At 66.5% G+C, this 20941-nt stretch carries 23 protein-coding genes and 2 pseudogenes; 11 read left to right on the top strand and 14 right to left on the bottom strand.

Annotated features, from left to right (window positions below; translation table 11 throughout):
* Positions 1–48: 48 nt before the first annotated feature.
* The gene (locus AB4Y44_RS07220; RefSeq protein ID WP_342923059.1) at positions 49–921 is read left to right on the top strand and encodes a LysR family transcriptional regulator; all 873 of its coding nucleotides are present in this window, start codon (positions 49–51) and stop codon (positions 919–921) included.
* A 120-nt stretch (positions 922–1041) separates the two neighbouring features.
* Positions 1042–1596 (top strand): annotated as a pseudogene (locus AB4Y44_RS07215) (MlrC C-terminal domain-containing protein); the annotation flags it as partial.
* An 18-nt stretch (positions 1597–1614) separates the two neighbouring features.
* On the opposite strand, the gene AB4Y44_RS07210 reads toward AB4Y44_RS07215, so the two are convergent.
* From AB4Y44_RS07210 to AB4Y44_RS07180, 7 genes are all read right to left on the bottom strand, one after another.
* Complete coding sequence (locus tag AB4Y44_RS07210) at positions 1615–1830, bottom strand: YXWGXW repeat-containing protein (RefSeq protein ID WP_342923058.1); 216 nt, start codon at positions 1828–1830, stop codon at positions 1615–1617.
* A 121-nt stretch (positions 1831–1951) separates the two neighbouring features.
* The gene (locus tag AB4Y44_RS07205) at positions 1952–3109 is read right to left on the bottom strand and encodes a DUF1501 domain-containing protein (RefSeq protein WP_368699157.1); all 1158 of its coding nucleotides are present in this window, start codon (positions 3107–3109) and stop codon (positions 1952–1954) included.
* A complete protein-coding gene (locus AB4Y44_RS07200) occupies positions 3106–4557 on the bottom strand; it encodes a DUF1800 domain-containing protein (protein ID WP_342948733.1) in 1452 nt (483 codons plus the stop codon). The genes AB4Y44_RS07205 and AB4Y44_RS07200 overlap by 4 nt, the downstream gene beginning before the upstream one ends.
* Before the next feature lie 86 nt (positions 4558–4643).
* Entirely contained in the window at positions 4644–5168 is a 525-nt protein-coding gene (locus AB4Y44_RS07195; RefSeq protein WP_342923056.1) for a periplasmic heavy metal sensor, read from the bottom strand.
* Positions 5165–5620, bottom strand: coding sequence for a hypothetical protein (locus AB4Y44_RS07190; protein WP_368699087.1), 456 nt, complete (start codon positions 5618–5620; stop codon positions 5165–5167). Before AB4Y44_RS07190 ends, AB4Y44_RS07195 begins: the two co-directional genes overlap by 4 nt.
* Positions 5617–6282, bottom strand: a complete 666-nt coding sequence (locus tag AB4Y44_RS07185; protein WP_368699086.1) for an RNA polymerase sigma factor — start codon at positions 6280–6282, stop codon at positions 5617–5619. Before AB4Y44_RS07185 ends, AB4Y44_RS07190 begins: the two co-directional genes overlap by 4 nt.
* 26 nt (positions 6283–6308) lie before the next feature.
* Positions 6309–6569 carry a hypothetical protein gene (locus AB4Y44_RS07180; protein ID WP_342923156.1) on the bottom strand — a complete coding sequence of 87 codons (261 nt, stop codon included), beginning with the start codon at positions 6567–6569 and terminating at the stop codon, positions 6309–6311.
* 470 nt (positions 6570–7039) lie between these two features.
* Here AB4Y44_RS07180 and phaP point away from each other — a divergent pair, with 470 nt between their 5' ends.
* The 4 genes from phaP (at position 7040) to AB4Y44_RS07160 (ending at position 10927) form a co-directional block, all read left to right on the top strand.
* Entirely contained in the window at positions 7040–7615 is a 576-nt protein-coding gene (gene phaP, locus AB4Y44_RS07175) for a TIGR01841 family phasin (RefSeq protein ID WP_342923053.1), read from the top strand.
* A gap of 141 nt (positions 7616–7756) precedes the next feature.
* Complete coding sequence (locus AB4Y44_RS07170) at positions 7757–8938, top strand: acetyl-CoA C-acetyltransferase (protein WP_368699085.1); 1182 nt, start codon at positions 7757–7759, stop codon at positions 8936–8938.
* Positions 8939–9196: 258 nt separating this feature from the next.
* Positions 9197–9940 carry an acetoacetyl-CoA reductase gene (gene phbB, locus AB4Y44_RS07165; protein ID WP_342924554.1) on the top strand — a complete coding sequence of 248 codons (744 nt, stop codon included), beginning with the start codon at positions 9197–9199 and terminating at the stop codon, positions 9938–9940.
* Between the two features lie 231 nt (positions 9941–10171).
* Positions 10172–10927: an IclR family transcriptional regulator gene (locus tag AB4Y44_RS07160; RefSeq protein WP_368699084.1), complete on the top strand. Its 756-nt coding sequence runs from the start codon at positions 10172–10174 to the stop codon at positions 10925–10927.
* Here AB4Y44_RS07160 and AB4Y44_RS07155 read toward each other — a convergent pair.
* Positions 10922–11518: a VOC family protein gene (locus tag AB4Y44_RS07155; protein WP_368699083.1), complete on the bottom strand. Its 597-nt coding sequence runs from the start codon at positions 11516–11518 to the stop codon at positions 10922–10924. The two genes, AB4Y44_RS07160 and AB4Y44_RS07155, sit on opposite strands and share 6 nt — an antisense overlap.
* Before the next feature lie 145 nt (positions 11519–11663).
* Here AB4Y44_RS07155 and AB4Y44_RS07150 point away from each other — a divergent pair, with 145 nt between their 5' ends.
* The 3 genes from AB4Y44_RS07150 (at position 11664) to AB4Y44_RS07140 (ending at position 15580) form a co-directional block, all read left to right on the top strand.
* The gene (locus AB4Y44_RS07150) at positions 11664–12515 is read left to right on the top strand and encodes a fumarylacetoacetate hydrolase family protein (protein WP_342924551.1); all 852 of its coding nucleotides are present in this window, start codon (positions 11664–11666) and stop codon (positions 12513–12515) included.
* A 73-nt stretch (positions 12516–12588) separates the two neighbouring features.
* On the top strand, positions 12589–14130 hold the full coding sequence (locus AB4Y44_RS07145; RefSeq protein ID WP_368699082.1) for a bifunctional 3-(3-hydroxy-phenyl)propionate/3-hydroxycinnamic acid hydroxylase: 1542 nt from the start codon (positions 12589–12591) through the stop codon (positions 14128–14130).
* Between the two features lie 127 nt (positions 14131–14257).
* Positions 14258–15580, top strand: coding sequence for an MFS transporter (locus AB4Y44_RS07140; protein WP_342924549.1), 1323 nt, complete (start codon positions 14258–14260; stop codon positions 15578–15580).
* Positions 15581–15599: 19 nt separating this feature from the next.
* Here the strand turns inward: AB4Y44_RS07140 and AB4Y44_RS07135 are convergent, their stop codons facing one another.
* Positions 15600–15980, bottom strand: a complete 381-nt coding sequence (locus AB4Y44_RS07135; RefSeq protein WP_368699081.1) for a hypothetical protein — start codon at positions 15978–15980, stop codon at positions 15600–15602.
* Between the two features lie 200 nt (positions 15981–16180).
* Here AB4Y44_RS07135 and AB4Y44_RS07130 point away from each other — a divergent pair, with 200 nt between their 5' ends.
* Positions 16181–16759, top strand: a complete 579-nt coding sequence (locus AB4Y44_RS07130; RefSeq protein ID WP_368699080.1) for a hypothetical protein — start codon at positions 16181–16183, stop codon at positions 16757–16759.
* A 33-nt stretch (positions 16760–16792) separates the two neighbouring features.
* Entirely contained in the window at positions 16793–17029 is a 237-nt protein-coding gene (locus AB4Y44_RS07125) for a hypothetical protein (RefSeq protein ID WP_368699079.1), read from the top strand.
* Positions 17030–17063: 34 nt separating this feature from the next.
* Here AB4Y44_RS07125 and AB4Y44_RS07120 read toward each other — a convergent pair whose 3' ends face one another.
* The 5 genes and pseudogenes from AB4Y44_RS07120 to AB4Y44_RS07100 form a co-directional block, all read right to left on the bottom strand.
* Positions 17064–17852 carry an ABC transporter substrate-binding protein gene (locus AB4Y44_RS07120; RefSeq protein WP_368699078.1) on the bottom strand — a complete coding sequence of 263 codons (789 nt, stop codon included), beginning with the start codon at positions 17850–17852 and terminating at the stop codon, positions 17064–17066.
* A 51-nt stretch (positions 17853–17903) separates the two neighbouring features.
* A complete protein-coding gene (locus tag AB4Y44_RS07115; RefSeq protein ID WP_342924544.1) occupies positions 17904–19058 on the bottom strand; it encodes a pyridoxal phosphate-dependent aminotransferase in 1155 nt (384 codons plus the stop codon).
* Between the two features lie 158 nt (positions 19059–19216).
* On the bottom strand, positions 19217–20095 hold the full coding sequence (locus AB4Y44_RS07110) for a LysR substrate-binding domain-containing protein (RefSeq protein ID WP_342924543.1): 879 nt from the start codon (positions 20093–20095) through the stop codon (positions 19217–19219).
* A gap of 75 nt (positions 20096–20170) precedes the next feature.
* Positions 20171–20689 (bottom strand): hypothetical protein, encoded by a 519-nt coding sequence (locus AB4Y44_RS07105; RefSeq protein ID WP_368699077.1) that lies wholly within the window; start codon positions 20687–20689, stop codon positions 20171–20173.
* A pseudogene (locus AB4Y44_RS07100) lies at positions 20662–20937 on the bottom strand (MFS transporter); the annotation flags it as partial. The gene AB4Y44_RS07105 and the pseudogene AB4Y44_RS07100, both read right to left, overlap by 28 nt.
* Between the last annotated feature and the right edge of the window lie 4 nt (positions 20938–20941).

Genomic DNA, 20941 nt, shown 5'->3' with positions numbered 1-20941 from the left:
TAGATAAACTATGCGAATCTATCTTTAAACCATAGAGAAGCTACGTTTATGGACACCGGGTTCCTGAGCAACCTGCTGCTGGTGGTGGAGAGCGGCTCGATGGCGGAGGCCGCGCGGCGCGTGGGCGTGACGCCCGCCGCGATCGCGCAGCAAATCCAGGCGCTGGAGCGCGAACTGGGCGTGGCGCTCGTCATGCGCGCGGGGCGCACGGTCATTCCCACGGAGGCGGGCCAGCGCGTGGTGGAGCGCGCCCGCTCGCTCGTGCGCGGTTTCGACGAATTGAAAGCGCTCGCGCAGGAGCAGGAAATCGGCGGCGAGCTGCGCGTGGGGACCATCACGTCGGCGCTGCTGAGCGTGCTGCCCGACGTGCTGGCGCGCTTCGCCGCGGCGTTCCCGCAAGTGAAGCTGCTGATACGCGCGGGCACGTCGATGGAACTCTTCGAAGCCTTGCAGCGCGGCGAGGTGGACGTGGCCATTTGCCTGCATCCCGCCTTCGCACTGCCGAAGTCGTACGACTGGCATCTGCTGCGCGAGGAGCCCATCGTCGTGCTCGCACCGGCAAAATTCGCGCGCGCCGATCCGCACGACCTGTTGCGCCGCGAGCCGTTCATCCGTTACGACCGCGCACTGGGCGGCGGCAAGCAGGCCGACCAGTATTTGCGCCGCGCGAAGATCGCACCGCGCGAGCTGTTCGAACTGAACTCGCTGATGGCGATCGCGCTGATGGTGGACCGCGGCCTTGGCGTCTCGCTCGTGCCCGATATCGGCACGCCGCTTACGAAGGGCTTGCGTCTCGCGCGTCTGCCGTTGGCCGAGGCAACCGAGCCGCGCCGCTTCGGCATACTGTGGTCGCGTGCTTCCGCGCGCAGCCGCCTGATTCGGGGGATGATCGAGTGCTCCGGCGAGGCGCTGCGCGGGTGAGGGCACGGACTCGCACAGGCTCAAGCGGCCGCCGGCTTGCCGATACGCTTGTACCAAAGCTCGATGAACGACTCAGCGGCGGGCGAAAGTGAATGCTCTGCCCGCCGGATCAGATTGACGTCGCGCGGCACGATGGATACGACCGAAGTGCTCGCGGAGGTCCTGAGACAGGGCCTCGACAACGCGGTGTTCTATGCAATCTACGATCCGCAGGCGGTGCAGCAGGCGATCGCGGCAGGCATCGGCAACGACGTCACGCTCTCGCCAGGCGGCAAGCTGCCGATGCCCGCCTTGCAGGAGACGAGCCGCCCCGTCGAAGTGACGGCGCGCGTGAAGCTCGCTTTCGACGGCGTGTTCCGCAATCGCGGGCCGATGTATCGCGGCGCGCTCAACAATACCGGGCCGACCGTGGTGCTCGACACCAGCAAGGTGGAAATCGTGGTGGTATCGGCGCATCAGGAGCCGTTCGACTGAACTGCCTGTCTTCGGGGGCATCGACCCCACGCAGAAGCGGTTTATCGTGCTGAAAAGCCGTGTGTGCACTGGCGCGCCGGTTTCGGCGATCCCGCGCGCGAGGTGATCGAATGCGCGGGCGTGGGCGTCACGACTTCGGATTACGGCAAGCTCGAATTCAGGAAGGTGCGGCGGCCGGTCTATCCGCTCGATGCGATCTGACCGCCGCAGAAATCAGACTTAGTAGCCCTGCACCCAATGCCCCGGAATCCATACCCACTGGTTGCCTTCCCAGCGGTAATGTCCCTTGGTCCAGGCATAGCCCTCGGCGGGTGCGGGCGGCGGCGTCTCGACGCGGGGCGCCGGCTCCGGTGGGTGGGCCGGCTCCACGATACATGCGGAAAGCAGGGCGGCGCAGGCGACCAGGGTCACGGGGTGCAGTAGTTTTATCTTCATGACGGTTGTCCTCCACTGACTGAAATTGTTTGGTTATCCGAACGGCTGGCTGGTCTCGTCGCGTGGCGGCATCCGGGTCCACGTAAAGCGGCCCGCTTTCGTGTTCGTCTGTTCTATCCGTTCATGGCCTTATCAAACCCGTAGCCGCATTTTTTGTGCCCGCCTCGCCGAATAGCGTCGACGCCGTGCGCTGTGGATCGAGCCCGAGGCTCTCCGCGGCCGCGCCCGCGATCAATGCATCGAGTGAGGCGGTGGGCTTGAGGTCGCGCGCCTCATAGAGATCCGCGCTGCGCAGCCCCGGCCAGTCGGCCTGTACGCGTCCGCCCGCCACGGCGCCGCCCACCAGCATCGCCACCGAAGCCTGACCGTGGTCGGTGCCGCCCGTGCCGTTCGCCGCGGCCGTGCGGCCGAACTCGGTCGCGACGAGCACCGTGGTCTTGTCCCACGCGGGGCCGAGTCCGTCGCGCAGCGAGGCGAGCATCGTGTCGAGCGCTTTTAGCTGATTCGCGAGCCGCGCGTTCTGCGCGCTGTGCGTGTCCCATCCGCCGGTTTCGATCATGGCGATGCGCGGGCCATCGGGGCGCGCGAGGAAGCTCGCCGCAAGCTTGCCGACGCTCGCGGGGTCCTGGCGGGCGCTTACGTCGCCCGCGAGCCCGCGTGCGTTCATCGCCGAAGTCCAGAGCGCGCGCAACTGCGGATCGCCGTCGTAAAGCGCGGAAACGCGCGTGAGCAGATCGTCGGATGCGCTGGGCAGCGCCGAGGGCGCGTACGAACTCACCTGCACCGTGCCGCGCAGCGCGAGCGGCACGGTAGGCGCGAACGCAATGGCATTTTCGCGCGAGGCAGGCAGCATGGCGGCGAGCCGGTTGAGCCAGCCGTCCTTGACCTGGTAGGGCGCGCGGCCGCCGGTTTCCAGCACGTTCTGTCCGTCGAAGTGGGAGCGGTCGCGATACGGCGAAGCGATCGCATGCACGAAGAGCGCCTGCTTCTCGCCATACATCTGCGCCATCTGGCCGAGCGACGGATGCAGCGCGAACGTGCCGTCGAGTTTCGCTGCCTTGTCGATGTCGATGGCGAGCGGGCCGCGCAGCGTGGCGTAGGCCGGCTCCGCGTAGGGCACGACAATGTTCAGCCCGTCGGCCGCGCCGCGCTGGATCACGAACACGAAGCGGCGCTCGGTCTCGACGCTGGCGAACACGATCTGCGGCGCGACGAACATCGCGCCCGCGCCGGCGGCGGCGATGCGCAGGAAATGGCGGCGGGAAACCATGGCGGTTATCTCCTCAGGAAATCGGGCGAGACGAGCAGCAAGGCGATCGCAGTCGACGCGCTTTCGGCATGCGCGACCGCGGTGGCGGTGGGCGCGCTGAGCGTGGCGCCCATGAGCGTGTTGCCGAGCGTGCGCGGGTCGAGCCGGTCGCCCACGCGCGCCGAGAAGCGCTGCGCGACTTCCACGCGGCGCACGAGCGCATCGGGCGCGGCCCAGCTTGCCGCGATGTCGTCGTAGCCGGCGGGCGAGCCTGGCCGCCACACCGGCTGGCCGAGTTGCGTGAGCAGCGGCGCGGCGTTGATCTCGCCGGCGTCGCCGGGTTCGCGCCAGCCGAGACCGCGCATCGACGAAACGGTCCACTCCCACGGTGTCTTGAACTTCGCGTCGACGGGTGCCCACGCCTGCGGCGCTTCAACGAGCGCGCGATACACGGTGGGCAGATCGCCGCCGCTTTGCTCGAAGGCGAGTGCGAGACGCTCGGTAAGTGCGGGCGGCGGATTGTCGGCGACGAAGTGGCGGGCGAGCTGGAACGCAATATGGCGGCTCGTGGCGCTCGCGTGCGCGAGGTCGTTGAGGATGGCAAGCGCCTGCTGCTCGCCCGGTTGATCGTAGCGCTTGCCCATCACGGTGCGCGTGCCCGGCTCGTGCAGCGCGGGGCGAAACACGAAGCTGCCGGGCGCGGCATTACCGGGCTGCGGCCCGCGTAAACCCGCCACGCTCCAGCCCGTCAGCGCACGTGCGAATTCCGTCACGTCGTCCTGCGTGTAGCCGGTGCGCACGCCGAGCGTGTGCAGCTCCATGATCTCGCGTGCGAGGTTCTCGTTGAGGCCGCGCTTGTGCGCGGGGTCGCGTTGATCGGCGCGCAGCGCGGCGCGGCTGTCGGGCCCAACGGAGCGCGTCTGATCGAGAAAGAGCTGCATGGCAGGGTGCTGCTCGACGGCGACCAGCATGTCCGCGAAATTACCGAGCACGTGCGGCCGGATCGCTTCCATTTCGAATGCGCCCGCAATGCCTGCAATCAATGCCTTGTCCACCGATACGGCGAAGTGGTTTGACCAGAAGTGCACGAGCCGTTCGACGAACGGCGTGTCGCTCTGCAAGGCGCTCGTGAGGCGCGCGTTGACCGCGCTGCGGTAGATGCCCACGCTCTCGCGGCGGATCGCCTGATTGACTGCGCGGCGTGCGGCTTGTTGCGCGTCCCCTTGTGCGTTCGTCTCCGAAGCCGCGCTTGCTGCCGCATTGCCCGCCATACCTTGCTGGCGTTCTTCCCCGAAGCGCGCAGCGAGCGCCAGCGCGCCGGGCTCGTTGCGCCATGCCGCGGGCAGCGGTTCGTATGCCTGGAACTGGCCGAGCAGCCAGCCTCGAGGGTTGGCGGGCGGCGTCTCGTCGGCGCGCGCGCCGAGGCCGAAGCGGTTCATGGCGATCGCGCCGGCGCGGGCATTCGAAAGGCTTTCCATGCGCGGTCCTTGTGCTCGATGGAGCGTTGCGTATTCCCGTTAAACGCTCATCGCACGCGGTATCCGTCGCTGGTCTGCCAGATTTTTTACTGCGCGCCGCTCGCCTCGCTCACGGCTTTCTGGGGTTGCATTTGCGGCTGCTTTTGCGACTGTGCCGGCAGCCGCCACTGGCCGCGCTTTTCGAGCCCTGCGACGAACTTCACGCGTTCTTCGGGCGTGAGGGTGGCCGCGAAATCTACCACGCCGCTTTCGATTTGCGCGCGCAACGCGCTGTCTGCGGTGCGCGTGCGCGTGAGCGCGGCGTCGATGGCGTTGCGGTCGAGTTGCGGCGCGGCGAGCAGGTCGAGCACCTCGCGCCGGCCGTCGCGTCCCTCGCGCGCGTACTGGCGGCCTTCGCGGCGCGAGGACTTGAGCGCCTGGGCGAACTGCTGCTGGCGGTCCGGCGAAAGCTCTTCGGTGGCGAAGCGCAACGCCACGCGTTGCGTCGCTTGTGCCTGCGGCTCGCCGCGTACGGCGAACCAGCGCCACGCACCGCCCGCAATTGCGCCGAGCAGAAAAACGTTCAGGAGGACCGAGCCGACGAGCAGCGTTTTCCATGAGCAGCCGTTCATTCGTCACTCCCTTCGGCGCCGGGGTCGAGGTTCGATTCGCTCCAGTCCGAACCCGTCCCCCCGAAGCTCGTGCTGAGATACGTCTCGTGCGGGGCTGCGGGCGCCGCGCCGCCGAGCACGACGAGCGATATCGTCAGCGCGCCCGCGAGTGCGCCCGCGAGGCCCACGCCCGCGAATGCCGCGCCGGACCACCAGAAGCTGCGGCGCTTCACGGCGGCAACGGGCTTCACCGGTGCGCCCGCAACGATCTGCTCGAAGAGCGCGCGTCCCGGCGGCGCGACCATGTCGCGGGCGAGCCAGCTGTCGAGCGCCATGGCTTCGTCGAGCGCCGCGTTGGCTTCGGCGCGGTGCGCGCGCGCCCATTGGAGCGCGTCTTCGCGCTCGTGCTGCGGCCAGCGCTGCGGGTCGGCGCCATAAGCCGCGACGAGCGTGTGGAATCGTTCGGGTGTCATACGGAGTCCTTACCGGCAGCTTCGCCGGCCAGTTGTGCGCGCAGGGTGCGCCGGGCGCGCGCCAGCAGGCTTTCGAGCGCGTCCACCGAAATATCCATCAGGCTGGCTGCTTCGAGGTTCGAAAGCTCCTGATAGTAAGTGAGCACGAGCGCTTCGCGCTGGCGCACGGGCAGCGCCGCGAGTGCGGCCCGCACGCGTTCGTCGCGCGTGCGGGCTTCGATCTGCTGGTCGGGCGAGCCTGCGGGATCGGGTGCCGGCTCGCTCACGGCGTGCACGTCTTCCACGGTTTCTTCGCGCCGTCCGCGCAAGCGGTCGTAGCACAGGTTGAGCGCCACGCGATGCAGCCACGTGTCGAATCTCGCTTCGCCCGTGCGCCAGGTGGGCGCCTGTTTCCAGATCCGCACGAACGCTTCCTGAGCGACGTCTTCGGCTTCGCTGTGGTCGCCGAGCATGCGTGTGGCGAGTGCGATGAGGCGCGGCAGCTTGCTCGCGACGAGCGCACGCACGGCAAGCGGATCACGCGCGCCGACACGCGCGACGAGTTCCGCGTCCGGATCGCGTTCGTTCAAGGCCTTCCCGGCCTTGTCGGTCTGCAACGATTGAACCGCAGGCGAACCCGCTGCCGCGCCGTCATAGTCGTTTCCCAGTTTGAAGTCGGGCATTCAGGCCTGATGCCGTTCGAGCGGCATTATGCCCAGTGGCCCGGAATCCATCGCCAGTTCGGGCCGTCCTCGACCCAGTGCCCCGGCACCCAGTTGTACCCCGAGCGGGCTTCTTCCCAGCGGCCCGGTTCCCAGACGTACACGCCCCGGTCCCAGCGCCAGTGGCCGGACTGCCACACATAGCCCTGGCGCGGCGGCGGCGCGGCTTCTTCCCGCGGCGGAGGCGGCGGCGAAGTAGGCGCCACGACCACGGGCGGCGGAGGCGGCTCATTCGGCTCGACGACCATGGGCTGCCGTGGCGGCTCATTCGGCTCGACGACCACGGGCTGTGCGAGCGCGGCCGTTGCGGTGGAGGCGAGCAGAACGGCGGCAAACGACGAACGCAGTGGTTTGCGGGTCATGATTTCTCTCCCTTGATGCAAAGGGGTCAACAGCCCCTATAAGGACTTAAACGGCGCCGCGCGGAAAATCCGTCGCGGACCATTTATTCACCATGCAATTTTCGCGCTCAGCGCCGAATTTACCGGTCTCGAAAGTGGTTGCTTGACAACTGCAATTTCCGAACCCGAAAGACTTACGTTAAGGGTTTATACCTAATATGAAGCGCCACAAAATTGTTAAATTTCTGCCTTAGAATGGACATTCTAGATTGACTGCGGCAATGCAGCATTCGTTTTCAAACATAAGAAGACAGCCGCAAGTCAGGCCATCGGGGTTGGCGCTTTAATTAGTAAGACTAACCAAGGAGTATGAGCTGATGTCCATTTCCGCACCCGAACAATTCCGCGCGAACTACCAGGCTGGCGTCGCAGCGTTCTTTGCGCTCACGAAGCCCGTTGTCGAGGGCGTGCAGGCCGTGATCGATCTCAACGTCCAGGCCAGCAAGGCTGCCATCGCTGAAAGCGAAGCGACACTCAAGGGTGCCCTCGAAAGCGGCAATCCCGCCGAGTTCCTGACGCAGCAGATTGGTGCGTCGCAGCAAGCCGCCGCCAAGGCCATGTCGTATGGCCGCCATCTCGTCGACATCGCGACGACGACCCAAAACGAGTTGATTCAAGCCGCCCAGGCGCAATCGGGCGAAAACGAGCAGCGTTTCAAGGCCTTTTCCGAAGGCCTGACGCAAAACGCGCCCGTGGGCGTGGAACCCTTCGTCGCGGCCATGAATTCGACCTTCGCCGCCGTCAACAACGCCGCCGAAACGCTGCGCGGCGTGACCCGCCAGGCCATCGAAACGGCCCAGAGCGGTTTCCAGAACGTCGTCGCTTCCGCCCAGGAAGCCGCGCCGGTCTCGGTCCAGCCGGCTGCCGCCAAGGCCAGCCCGGCCAAGGCCTGATTCGCGTTCCTGCCCGCCGGCAATACGCCACCACGCGTCAACACGCGTCTTCGTCGTCAGTGAACGACGAGGGCGCGGCGTTTGCCGGCTCAGCTTTCCAGACATCGATTTTTCAGCGCATTTGCAGAGCAGGAGCTCAACATGACTGACATTGTGATCGTTTCGGCCGCACGTACGGCAGTAGGCAAATTCGGCGGCTCGCTCGCGAAGGTGGCGGCGCCCGACCTGGGCGCAATCGTCATCAAGGCTGCGCTCGAGCGCGCGGGTGTGAAGCCCGGGCAGGTGAGCGACGTGATCATGGGTCAGGTGCTCACGGCCGGTTCGGGCCAGAACGTGGCGCGCCAGGCATCGATCAAGGCGGGCCTGCCCGCGGCCGTGCCCGCCATGACGATCAACAAGGTGTGCGGTTCGGGCCTGAAGGCGGTGATGCTCGCGGCCAACGCGATCATCGCGGGCGATTCGGACATCGTCGTGGCCGGCGGCCAGGAGAACATGAGCGCCGCGCCGCACGTGCTGCCGGGCTCGCGTGACGGCTTCCGCATGGGCGATGCGAAGCTCATCGACAGCATGATCGTCGACGGCCTGTGGGACGTGTACAACCAGTACCACATGGGCGTGACGGCGGAAAACGTCGCGAAGGAATACGGCATCACGCGCGAGGAGCAGGACGCGTTCGCGGCGCTCTCGCAGAACAAGGCGGAAGCCGCGCAGAAGGCCGGCCGCTTCGACGCGGAAATCGTGCCGGTGGCGATTCCGCAGCGCAAGGGCGAGCCGCTGCAGTTCGCGACCGACGAATTCGTGCGCCACGGCGTGACGGCCGAATCGCTCGCGGGCCTGAAACCGGCGTTCAACAAGGAAGGCACGGTGACGGCGGCGAACGCGTCGGGCATCAACGACGGCGCAGCGGCGGTCGTGGTGATGTCGGCGAAGAAGGCCGAGGCGCTGGGCCTCACGCCGCTCGCGCGCATCAAGGCGTACGCCAGCGGCGGCGTCGATCCGAAGGTGATGGGCATGGGCCCGGTGCCGGCGTCGAAGCGGGCGCTGGAGCGCGCGGGCTGGTCGGTGAACGACCTCGATCTCATGGAGATCAACGAGGCGTTCGCGGCGCAGGCGCTGGCCGTGAACAAGCAGATGGGCTGGGACACGTCGAAGATCAACGTGAACGGCGGGGCGATTGCGATCGGTCACCCGATCGGCGCGTCGGGCTGCCGGATTCTCGTGACGCTGCTGCACGAAATGCAGCGCCGTGATGCGAAGCGGGGTCTCGCCTCGCTGTGCATCGGCGGCGGCATGGGCGTGGCGCTCGCGCTCGAGCGCGCTTGATTCCAGCTTGATCCCGCTTTCGAGGCGGGAAGCCGGGTAGCAACCAGGCAGTAAGCGGCTCGTCGCGCGAGAAGCAGCGGCGAGCCGCCAGTAGCAGCAACCACGCGCAATACTAGAAATTGATCAGAAGCCGCGCGGCATTCGCCTGTCTTTTTCCTGGGTGGAAGGATGAAGCCGGGCAACAGTGTATGTGGCGCCTGCACGCGTAGCGCGTAACGCCACGGTTTTAGTGACGCTCAACTCTCGCGGATATATAGGATGACTAATCGTATTGCATTGGTGACAGGTGGCATGGGCGGCCTTGGTGAGGCCATCAGCGTGAAACTGCATGACGCGGGTTATCGCGTCGTCGTGACGCACTCGCCCGACAACGCAGGCGCGAAGGACTGGCTGGCGCGCATGAAGGAGACCGACCGCGAATTCCATGCGTATGGCATGGACGTAGCGGACTATGATTCGTGCCAGCGCGGCGCGCAGAAGATCCAGAGCGAGATCGGCCCTGTCGATATTCTCGTGAACAACGCGGGCATCACGCGCGACATGACCTTCCGCAAGCTCGACAAGGTCAATTGGGACGCCGTGCTGCGCACGAATCTCGACTCGATCTTCAATATCTCGAAGCCGCTGTGCGACAGCATGGTCGAGCGCGCCTGGGGCCGCATCATCAACATTTCGTCGGTGAACGGTTCGAAGGGTTCGGTCGGCCAGACCAACTACGCCGCGGCGAAGGCCGGCATGCACGGCTTCACGAAGTCGCTGGCGCTGGAAGTGGCTCGCAAGGGCGTGACCGTGAACACCATTTCGCCGGGCTATCTCGCCACGAAGATGGTGACGGCCATTCCCCAGGACATTCTCGACTCGAAGATCCTGCCGCAGATCCCGATGGGCCGCCTCGGCAACCCGGGTGAAGTCGCGGCGCTCGTGCTGTTCCTGTGTTCGGACGAAGCGGGCTTCGTGACGGGCGCAAATATTCCTATCAACGGCGGGCAGCATATGCAATAAAGCTATGATAAACATGCATCTCGCATGAATGATGTCAGGCGAATTTCGCCTGGGCGATGCGCGATGCATGTGACATGCGGTAATCCATACCGACCGCCGCATTGCAAGGCACGTGTAAAGCGTGCCCTGCAATGCGGCGGTTTTGCATGGTGCCGCCAGGTTTGCGGGGCACGAACGCGGTGAAGCGTGCCGCTATAATTGGCCACCCCACGCGTGACCGGAGACCGGCCTTTGTCGAGCATTGCGAAACTGCTGTCCATCCTCGAACTCTTTTCCGAGGTGCGGCCTTTTCTTTCCGCCGAACAGGTGGCGGCCGAACTGCAATGCTCGGTGCCGACCGCTTACCGCTATCTGCGCGAACTCGTCGAGACGGGCATGCTGCTGCGCTTCGTGGGCGGCGAATATGGCCTCGGTCCGCGCATCATCACGCTCGACTACCATCTGCGCATTTCCGATCCGCTGTTGAAAGCGGGGCAGCCGGTCATGCGCGAACTGGCGGAGCAATCGGGCTTCGATGCCGTGATGTCGCGCTGGTACGGCAATGAACTCGTCGATACCCACAGGGAATCGCACGACGCCGTATTCGACCTGCGCTATGGACGCGGCCGTCCGCGTCCGCTCTTTCTTGGCGCCGCGCCCAAGGCGATCCTTTCGACGTTTCCCAAAGCGAAGCTCGCCGCGCTGTTCGAGCAGTACCCCGAGGACATCGCGGCCAGCGGACTCGGCGCCACGCTGGAAGAATTCCGCGCGAGTCTGCTCAAGATCCGCCGCGCGGGCTTCTATCTCTCGAAGGGCGAACTCGAGGCGGGCATGTCCGCCGTCGCCTCGCCGCTGTTCACCGATGCATCGGGCGAAGCCGTGGCCGCGCTCGCGCTCGTCGTGCCCGAGCAGCGCCTCGCGTTCTTCAATCTCGAGCGCGTGGTCGAGGCCGTGAAGGAAGCCGCCGCACGCATTTCCACGCGTGTGCGTGCATTGATCGAGTCATAAATCGGCGCAGCGCCACGCTACGCCCATTCGCGCCGCCATCTCTCTCTCCCACACCGCGCGTGGCCGGAAGCCCGGCAACGTGCTCGCATGGCGCTCGACCTCGGCCAGCAACGCGTCGTCGGGCAGTGTGAAGTCCACGGCGACACGCATGGGCTGATCCACGTACCACGGCGTGTCGATGAAGATCTCCAGCCGGTTGCCCTCCGGGTCGCGTGCGTAGAAAGAGATCGCATTGCCGTGCGTGACCGGCACGATCTCCTCCATACCTTCCTCCACGAAGCGCTGGTGAAAGTGCTTGAGCGTGGCGAGGCTGTCCGCCTCCAGTGAAATCTGGTTGATCGGATTGAACGTCAACTGCTCGGGCCTGCCGCTCGCCAGCACGATCTGGTGATGCACGCGGGGATCGCGGCTGAGAAAGACGAGGCTGACCGTGCCGCGCGGCGTGGGCAGCGTGCCGCGGTCCGTCACCGTGAATTCGAGCACCCTCGTATAGAAGTCTTCGACCTTCGCCATGTCGCTTACGAAAAAGCCCATGTGGCTGAGCGTGAGGCCGGTTCGCTTCATGCTGGGGTCGAGGTTCGGCAGAATCATGCTGTCTCCAGTAGTAGTGATAAACCCTGATAATAATCAAGTTGTGTGGCGCGTTTTACGTAGTGTATTCTCAAAATACGATAAACGCATCAATAAATGCGTGTCTCGATCGCAAGGGAAACTCACCTTTTATCATCGGAGCATCATGAAACTCGCCAGCTTTTCCACCCATGAAGGTTCGTCGTTCGGCGTCGTGCGCGACGGCGTGGTGTTCGACCTCAAGAAGCGCCTGGGCGGCCGCTATACCGACCTCAAGTCGCTGATCGCCGCCGGCGCATTCGCCGAAGCGGAATGCGCCGCGAGCGAAGGCAAGGGCGACTATCCGCTTGCGGAAGTCACGCTCGAGCCCGTCATTGCGAATCCGCAGCAGATCTTCTGTGTGGGCCTGAACTACGCGGAGCACGTGAAGGAGACCAACCGCGAGACCACCGAGCAGCCCGTGATCTTCATGCGCCTGCCGGCTTCGCAGGTGGGCGCGGGCGAACCGATGCTGCGTCCGCGCGAGTCCACGCAGTTCGACTATGAAGGCGAGATCGCCGTGATCATCGGCGAGGGCGGGCGGCGCATCGCCGAGGCCGACGCATGGCGTCATATCGCGGGCTACAGCTGCTACAACGACGGCTCGGTGCGCGACTGGCAGCGCCACACGGGCCAATGGGGACCGGGCAAGAACTTCTATCGCACGGGTGCGTTCGGCCCGTGGATGGTCACGAGCGACGAGATCGAGCCGAACGCGCTGATGACGCTCGTCACGCGTCTGAACGGCCAGGAAGTGCAGCGCGCGACCACGGAGATGCTGATTCACGGCATTGCGAAGCAGATCGCGTATCTCTCCACCTTCACGCCGCTGTTTCCCGGCGACGTGATCGTGACCGGCACGCCTGGCGGCGTGGGCGCGAAGCGCAATCCGCCGCTTTTCATGAAGCACGGCGACGTGGTGGAAGTCGAGGTGGATCGCATCGGTACGCTCAGGAATCCCGTCGCGGACGAAGCGTAAGCCGCGGGACGCCGCCCGCGCGCTGCGGGCGGCGCAGTCATCCACGCAGTTAGCCATGGATCAGGTGAATGGGATGAAGGATGTCGTAAACAATTCGGTATGCAAATCAAATCCGGAGCCCGACTATGACGTCGCGATCGTCGGCTTCGGGCCGACGGGCGCGACGCTCGCCAATCTGCTCACGCTGCGCGGCCTGAAAGTCGTGGTGTTCGAGCGCGACAAGGACGTGTTCCAGCTGCCGCGCGCGGTGCACTTCGACGGCGAATGCATGCGCGTGTTTCAGGCTGCCGGAATCGCGCAGACACTACTGCCCAATCTGTTCGTCGGCCCCGGCATGAAGTTCGTGAATGCGCGCGGCGAGCTGATGATCGACTGGACCCGGCCCGGCGGCATCGGCCCGCAAGGCTGGTGCGCAAGCTACAAGTTTCATCAGCCGGATCTCGAACGGGCGTTGCGCGCGCAACTATCGGCGCACGGCGGCGCCGACGTGCTCCTGCGTCACGAGGTGTTCGCGCTTGACGAACGCGACGACCACGTGCGCATCCGCTTCGAGGATACGGCGCAAGGGCGCCTTGCCCACGCCACGGCGCGTTACGTGGTGGGTTGCGACGGCGCGCGCTCGACGGTGCGCCGCTTCATCGGCACCGAGCTGGCCGATCTGAAATCGCACGAGCGCTGGGTCGTGGTGGATGTGCTGCTGGAAGGCGAGCGCGCCGATCTCGGCGACTACTCGATCCAGTACTGCGACCCCGCGCGGCCGACCACCTACACGCGCGGGCCGCATAATCGCCGCCGCTGGGAAATCATGGTGATGCCGGGCGACGACGAGCGCCGCATCGGCACGCCGCAATGGATCTGGGATCGGCTCGCACGATGGATCACGCCGGAACACGCGCAACTCGAACGCTCGGCGATCTACACGTTCCATTCGGTGATCGCGCAGGGCTGGCGGCGCGGCAGGCTGCTGATCGCGGGCGACGCCGCGCACCAGACGCCGCCGTTCATGGGGCAGGGCATGGCGGCGGGCATACGTGACGCCTCGAACCTCGCGTGGAAGCTCGCCGACGTGATCGACGGCGCGCTGCCCGACACGCTGCTCGACACCTACGAGAGCGAGCGCGAGCCGCACGTGCGCACGTTCATCGAAACGGCGGTGCAGCTGGGCGGCGTGATCCAGGCCACCGACAGCGACGCCGTCGCCGCGCGCGACCGCGAGATGACGGCGGCGATTCGCGAGTTTCGCACGCCCCAGCCGCGCTTGGGCCCGGGCTGGCACGCTGGTGCGGCGGGCGGCGATATCGGCCCGCAACCCGTGTTCGAAGACGGTTCGCGCCTCGACGACGCCGTCGGTTATCGCTTCGCCCTGATCGTCGACGAGGCGCTGGCGCAACACGCGCAGGACGCGCTGAAGAATGCAGCACAAGGCGAGCGCGTGGCGATCGTGCCGGCCACACGCCAGCCGCTGCGCGCCTGGCTTGCGGACACCGACGCACGCGCCGTGCTGCTGCGGCCCGACCGCTACGTCGGCGGCATGGCGCACGATGTGCTCGAACTCGAAGCGCTGCTCGCACGCGCAGGCGTTGTGCGTGCGCCGCGGCGGCGCGAGGCCGCTTGATCCGACGCCCGGGCAGTTCGCAATGAAACGCGGCTGCCCGGGCCGATGTTTTTGAAGAAGAGGCGCAGGACGAAGATCCGCTAGCAGCAACCCCAAGCGCCGCCAGGTCCATCAACAAGGAGAGCATATGGAGACGACACCCTCACTGCCAGCGTCGCACGCCGCGGCGCCTGGCCTGACCCGCGCCCAGTGGAAGATGATCCTCATTGCGAGTCTGGGCGGCTCGCTGGAATTTTATGATTTCGTGATCTACGGTTTCTTCGCGCATTCGATCGCCGCGCAATTCTTTCCGGCGAGCGACCTGCTCGTGAGCATGCTGCTCACGTTTTCGGTGCTCGCCATCGGCTATATTATCCGGCCGCTCGGCGGCATCGTGCTCAGCAGCCTGGGCGACCGCATCGGGCGGCGGCCCGTGTTCGTGGGCTCGATCGTCGTCGTGACGCTCGCGACGATCTGCATCGGCCTGTTGCCCAACTACGCGCGCTGGGGCGTTGCCGCGCCCGTCGCGCTGATCGGCCTGCGCGTGCTGCAAGGCTTTTGCGTGGGCGGCGAAATGCCCGGCGCGATCACCTACGCGGTGGAAGCGGCGCCGCGCCGCGCGGGCCTCGCGGCCGGCGTGATCGTCTGCGCGATCAACACGGGCGTGATGCTCGCGACGATCGTCAATCTCGTCGTGCAGTCCGCGCTCACGCCCGCCGACGCCGCGAGCTACGGCTGGCGCATTGCGTTCCTCGTGGGCGGCCTGTGCGGGATCGTTTCGTATCTGCTGCGCCGCAATCTCGACGAGTCGCCCGAATTCCGGCAAATGCAGGGCGCCGTGGTGAAGCAACCGTTTCGCGAAACGCTGCGCCACCATCGCGGCGCGGTGGTGGGCGGCGCGCTGTCGATTGCGGTGATGGCGGGCTTCAACGGCGTGCTCTACGGCCACATGCCCGCGTATCTGATCGAGACGTTGAAATACGCGCCGCGCGAGGCCGCGCTCGCCCAGAATGCGTACTTGCTCGTGAGTTCGGTGGGGCTGCTCGCGGCGGCCTGGGCTGGCGACTTCGTGCCGCGCCGATACCTGCTGCGCGCGTCGTGCGTGCTGCTCGCCGCGCTCACCTGGCCGTTCTATACCGCGCTCGCAGCGCACAGCGTGAACGTGGTCGTGATGTTCGTGCTCGCCGCGCTGGTGTTCTCGCTCGCCAGCGGAACGTGGGCCGCGGTCCTCGCCGACCTCTTTCCGGTGCAGGTGCGCTTTAGCGGCATCGCGCTCGCCTACAACGTTTCGGTGGTCGTGTTCAGCGGTTTCGCACCGTTGCTCTGCGCGGCCTTCGTGCGCATGAGTGGGTCGCCGGCCGCGCCCGCGTGGTACGTGATCGGTTCGGCACTGGTCGCGCTGGTGGCAAACCTCGGGCTGCATGCTTCGTCGCGCTCGCGGGTGGAGCGACCGGCGGTAGCCGCGGGTTAGACCTTCGTTCTCGCGTGGCTCAAGGAAAGCCTTGCGGCGTTTCGAACTCCGAATCGTCGACGTCGATTTCAATCGAGCAGGCACCCTCCGCGGCGGGCGGCGTCGGCCGTGCCTCGAAGCGCTCGCGCACGCGTTCGCGAATGCGCTGCTGGATCATGCGCCGGCGCGCCGTGTCCATCGCGGCGTAGCGGTCGAGCTGCGCGCGCGCGAAGCGCAGCGTGGCGGCGCAGCGCGCGTCGAGCGTGGTGTCGCGGTGCGAGTCCACGACCCACGAAAGCTGGATGACGATCGTCTCGCCCTCGTCGATGCGGCTGACCGCAGGCCGCTTGGGCGAGTCGAAAATGGTCGCGACAGCGATCTGGATTTCCTCCAGACGCTGGTCGAAATCGAAGGTGTTCATAGGGGCTCCCGTCTCGATGGCTGCTTCTCGGTGCCCTCGCAGCGTGCGCATCGGGCGTTCCAGCCGCACCTGGGCACGCCCGATGCGCTAACCGGCAAGCGGCGGGCGAACGCGCGCATCGCGCGGCGCGAGGCGAATGGCACGACGCGTGCGCGCTCGCTCAGGAACTTCCACTCATCGAAGCCTGCAAGGAGAGAGCCATGTCCATGATCGTTGCAAGCCGCTTCACGACCCTGCACGAAGCGGAAGTGGCCGTCGACAAGCTGCGTTCGAACGGCTTCGTCGGCGAGGATGTCGCCTCGTTCTTCGTGAACCCGAGCGGCCAGCACGCGCGCTATCCGGTGGGCGGCGACGAGTTCGTCGACCCGGGCGCGCGCGACACGTCGCTCGGCGCGGCCACGGGGGCGGCGGCGGGCGCGGTGATCGGACTCGTGCTCGGCGTGCTGATCTCGTACGTCGTGTTCCACTCGCTCGTGGTGCTGGCAGTGGCCGCCGGTGTGAGCGCCTATGTGGGCACGCTCGCGGGCGCGCTATGGCAAACGAAGGGCGGCGGCAAGGCGCGCCAGCCCGACATCGGCCACGAGCCCGACGGCACGCCGAAGGCGCGCGAGTCCGGCGTGCTGGTGGCCGTGCACGTGAGCCCCGGCACGCAGCACACGGCCGCGCAGGTACTGGGCGCGGCGGGCGGCATGGAGATCGAGCGCGCCGACGGGCGCTGGCAGCAGGGCCATTGGGCCGACTTCGACCCGACCCGCAGCGTCGAGCCGCTGCGCGAATGAGCGGCAGCGCGTTGCGCCGACAAGGAGCCAATCATGAAGCATCACGAGACGCCGGACGACGACGGCACGCACGTCAAGCGTCCGCAGCACGAAAGCAGCGAACCGCTCGCGCGGCGCCATCCGCATGAGCCGCGCTCGGTGGGCCGCCAGGGACATAGCGACGTGGAAAGCGGCCAGGAAGACACGGACCGCTGGGGCGGCGATGCGTACCAGGAGCGCACGAAGAACGACGCCCACGTGAACCGCAATTCGCGCGAGGGGCGGCGCTGACTCATGCCATGCGCGCGCCCCTGAGTGCGGGGTATTACTTGGGCGAAACGTCGATGTCGCCGAAGTATTTGTGCGCGAGCGAGGTGACCGTGCCGTCGGACTCGATCTTCGCGATCGCCGCGTTCAGGCGCTCGCGCAACGCCGTATCGCCCTTGCGGATGCCGAACGCTACGCCGCTGCCGAGAATCTTGTCGTCGCGCACGGCTTCGCCCACGAACGCGAAACCCTTGCCGTCGGGCTGCGAAAGAAAGCCCTTCTGGCCCGCGGGCGCGAGCACGAGCGTCGCATCGAGACGGCCCGCGCCGAGGTCCGCGTAAATCTGGTTCTGGTCCTGGTAGGGCACGACCGTCACGCCGGCCGGCTCCCAGTGCACCTTCGCATAGGTTTCCTGAATCGACGACTGCAGCACGCCGACCCGTTTGCCCTTGAGCGACGCGGCGGTGGCCAGGAGTCCGCTGTCACTGCGCGCGATCAGACGGCTCGGCACGCGATAGATGACCGTGGTGAAGTCGATGGCCTCGCGGCGCTTTTCGGTCGCGTTCATCGCCGAGTTGATGGCGTCGAACTTGCGGCCCTGAAGCGCGGGAATCAGGCCGTCGAACGAGGTTTCGACCCATTTGCAGGTCATGCCCGCCTTCGCGCACACGGCATTGCCGATGTCGATATCGAAGCCTTGCAGCGTGCCGTCCGAGGCTTTGGTTTCGAACGGCGGATACTGTGCCTCGACGCCGAAGCGCAACAGGTTCGCATCGGCGAATGCCGATGCCGGGCCGATTACGCCATACACGCATGCGAGCGCGAGGAGCGCGTTGAGTCGCTTCATGGTGATCTCCTTGCCTGCCAGGCAGTTTCGTTGTGTTTCGAATCCGGTGCGCTAGACCGCGCAAAGGCGGCGTGCGCCTTCGAGCAATGTTTCGTCATCCTTGGCGAAGCTCAGGCGGATGATGCCTTCGTCGGTGCCGTCGGTGTAGAACGCCGAGAGCGGAATCGTCGCCACGCGTGCGTCGCGGATGAGCCGCAGCACGAAGTCGCTGTCGCGCTCGTCGGAGAAGGAGCGGAAGCGCGCGAGCATGAAAAAGCTGCCTTCGCTCGGCAGCAGCTCGAAGCGCGAGGCTGCCAGCGCCCGCGCGAGCAGGTCGCGCTTGTGCTGGTAGAAGGCAGCGAGTCCCAGATAGCTTTGCGGCTCGGCAAGCGCCTGCGTGAACGCATATTGCATGGGCGTGTCGGCGGAAAAGACCATGAACTGGTGGACCTTGCGGATCTCGTCCATCAGCGCGGCGGGGGCGAGGCAATAGCCCACGCGCCAGCCCGTGACGTGATACGACTTGCCGAACGACGAAACGATCACGCTGCGCTCAGCCAGCTCGCGATAGCGCGCCATGCTCCGGTGCGGCGCGCCGTCGAACACCACGTGCTCGTACACCTCGTCGGAGAGAATCACGATGTCGGTATTGCGCGTGAGCGCCGTGAGCCGCGCGATGTCGTCCTCGCCGAAGATCGTGGCCGTGGGATTGTGCGGCGTGTTCACGATGATCATGCGCGTGCGCGGCGTGATGGCCGCGCTCACGGCGTCCCAGTCGACGCGGAAATGCGGCTGCGCGAGCTTGATCGCCACGGGCTGCGCGCCCTGCAGGCGCACGATGGGCGCATAACTGTCGAATGCGGGCTCGAAATAGATCACTTCGTCGCCGGGATGCACGAGCGCGCTGATCGTCGAGTACAGTCCCTCGCTCGCGCTCGCGAGCACGGTCACTTCGCTCGACGGGTCGTAGTGCGCGCCATGAAGCGTCTCGAACTTCGCGGCGAGCGCTTCGCGCAGGTCGGCCAGGCCCGCCATCGGCGCGTACTGGTTGTGGCCCGCGCGCATGGCGGCGGCCACGTCGTCGACGAGTTTCGCGCTCGGGTCGAAATTCGGCGCGCCTTGCGAGAGGTTCAGCGCCTGATGCTCGGCGGCAAGCTGGCCGATTACCGTGAAAATCGTCGTGCCTACATCGGGCAGCTTCGAGCGGGCCTGCGCGGCGCTCTGCATGGTCGGTTTCCCTTCGGGCGGCGCGCGGCCGCATGGTGTGACAAATGCGAGGTTGCCGGAAGATCGGGCCTTGCGCGGAGCGCCCCATTACGCCGAAAGAGCGGCCCGCATGCAATCGATTAATTCTCATGGCCGCCATGCGCTGCCCTCATGGCGTGCTACGGCGTCGAGCGGTCCTGGCCCATCCAGTCGCTGAACAACTGCACCTTCTTCTGCTGGGCCACGCACTCGGGGTACACGAAATAGTAGCGCGAGCCCGTGGGCACGGCGAGGTCGAAGGGCATGACGAGGCGGCGGGTCTCGACATCCTCGCGCACGAGCGTGCGGTCGGTAATGGCCACGCCGAAGCCCTGCATGGCGGCAGTGGCCGCGAGATCGAGCGATTCGAAGGTGGGGCCGAGATCGGCGTCGACCTGTTTCGCACCGGCTTGCGCGAGCCACAGGCGCCAGTCGGCGTGGTCGCGCGTGGGGTGCAGCAGGGTTTGATGCGCGAGGTCGTCGGGCTCGACGAGCGGGCGGCGCGACAGCACCTCGGGCGTGCAGACCGGCGTGAGGTATTCGTCGAAGAGCGGCACAGCGTGGACGTCGGCGCCCGGCGACGAGCCGTAGATGATCGCCGCGTCGAACGGCTCCGCCTGGAAGTCGACTTCGTGTCCCCACGTAGTGGTGATCTGGATCTGCAGGTCGGGGTGCTCGTTCTGGAAGCGCATGATGCGCGGCAGCATCCAGCGCATCACGCAGGTCGGGACCTTGAGCGCAAGCTCGGTGCGCTGGCGCGTGAGGCGCTGCGAGGCTTCCTCGATGCGCCCGAAACCGTCGCGCACGGCGGGCAGCAGTTGCTCGCCTTCGGCAGTGAGCGAGAGACCTTTGGACGAGCGGCGAAAGAGCGGCAGGCCGTAGTACTGCTCGAGCGCGAGGATCTGCCGGCTGACTGCGCCTTGCGTGAGGCAAAGGTGCTCGGCCGCGCGCGTAAAGCTGCCGTAGCGGGCGACCGTTTCGAAAATCTGCAGGGCGTTGAGCGGGGGAAGGCGTCTCATGGCGGTCGTTGGGCGGCCGGGCGGGTGCGCGCTGCCGGCGGGAATCGAGCCGCTATGATACGACGGCCGCCCGCTTCAATCGTCCGCGCCGAACAGGGCGCGTATGCCGGACCCGGAGAGGAACATGGCCTCGGCGTTGTGGCCCGCATCCGGCACCTCGAACCACGTCTGGCGCAACTGGGGATGCCGGGGGCCGAGGTAGGCGAAGTAGGCGCGGGCGCGCGCGAGCCGGTGCGGCCCCTGCGCACTGGCCGCGCACGAACGGTCGAGCGCCGGATGCACGGGGTCGCAATCGCGCTCGCCTGCCAGATAGACCACTTCTCTTTCAAGGCAGCGGCGCTCGAGCGTGGCGGCATCGTGCATGGCCGCCGCAAAGCGCGGGAGCTTGCGCATGCCGTACTTCCAGTCGTCGACGTCGGGGCATGCGGTGCGATCCTCAGGCGCGAAGCCGCCATCCGGTTGCGGGCGCAACGAATCGAAATACACCCAGGAAGAGAGATTCGCGATCACGAAGCGCAGGGTCACGCCGCGCTGCGCGCATCGCTCGGGCGCGGCGCTCAGGATCGCATCAGGAAGGGCGCGCGCCAGCCCCATTCGACGAGCGCCGCCGGCGAGAGCCGCGTGGTGAGCAGGAAACTGCACGCCGACGACAGCAGCAGCGCGACGGCCTGGGAGGTCATCTGGAAGCTGCCGTAGAACATCTTGCGGCCGGGCGGCGCGTACTCGGTGAGCATCGACGCGGCGGTGGCGAACTCGCCGCCCACCGAAAGCCCTTGCAGGATGCGCGCGAGCAGCACGATGGGCGGCGCGGCGATGCCGATCGACGCATAGCCGGGCGTGATGCGC

Source organism: Paraburkholderia sp. BR10937, from assembly GCF_040965695.1.
Classification (GTDB): domain Bacteria; phylum Pseudomonadota; class Gammaproteobacteria; order Burkholderiales; family Burkholderiaceae; genus Paraburkholderia.
The sequence above is the reverse complement of the archived record's forward strand: the minus strand, read 5'-3'. Positions and strand labels throughout refer to the sequence as shown.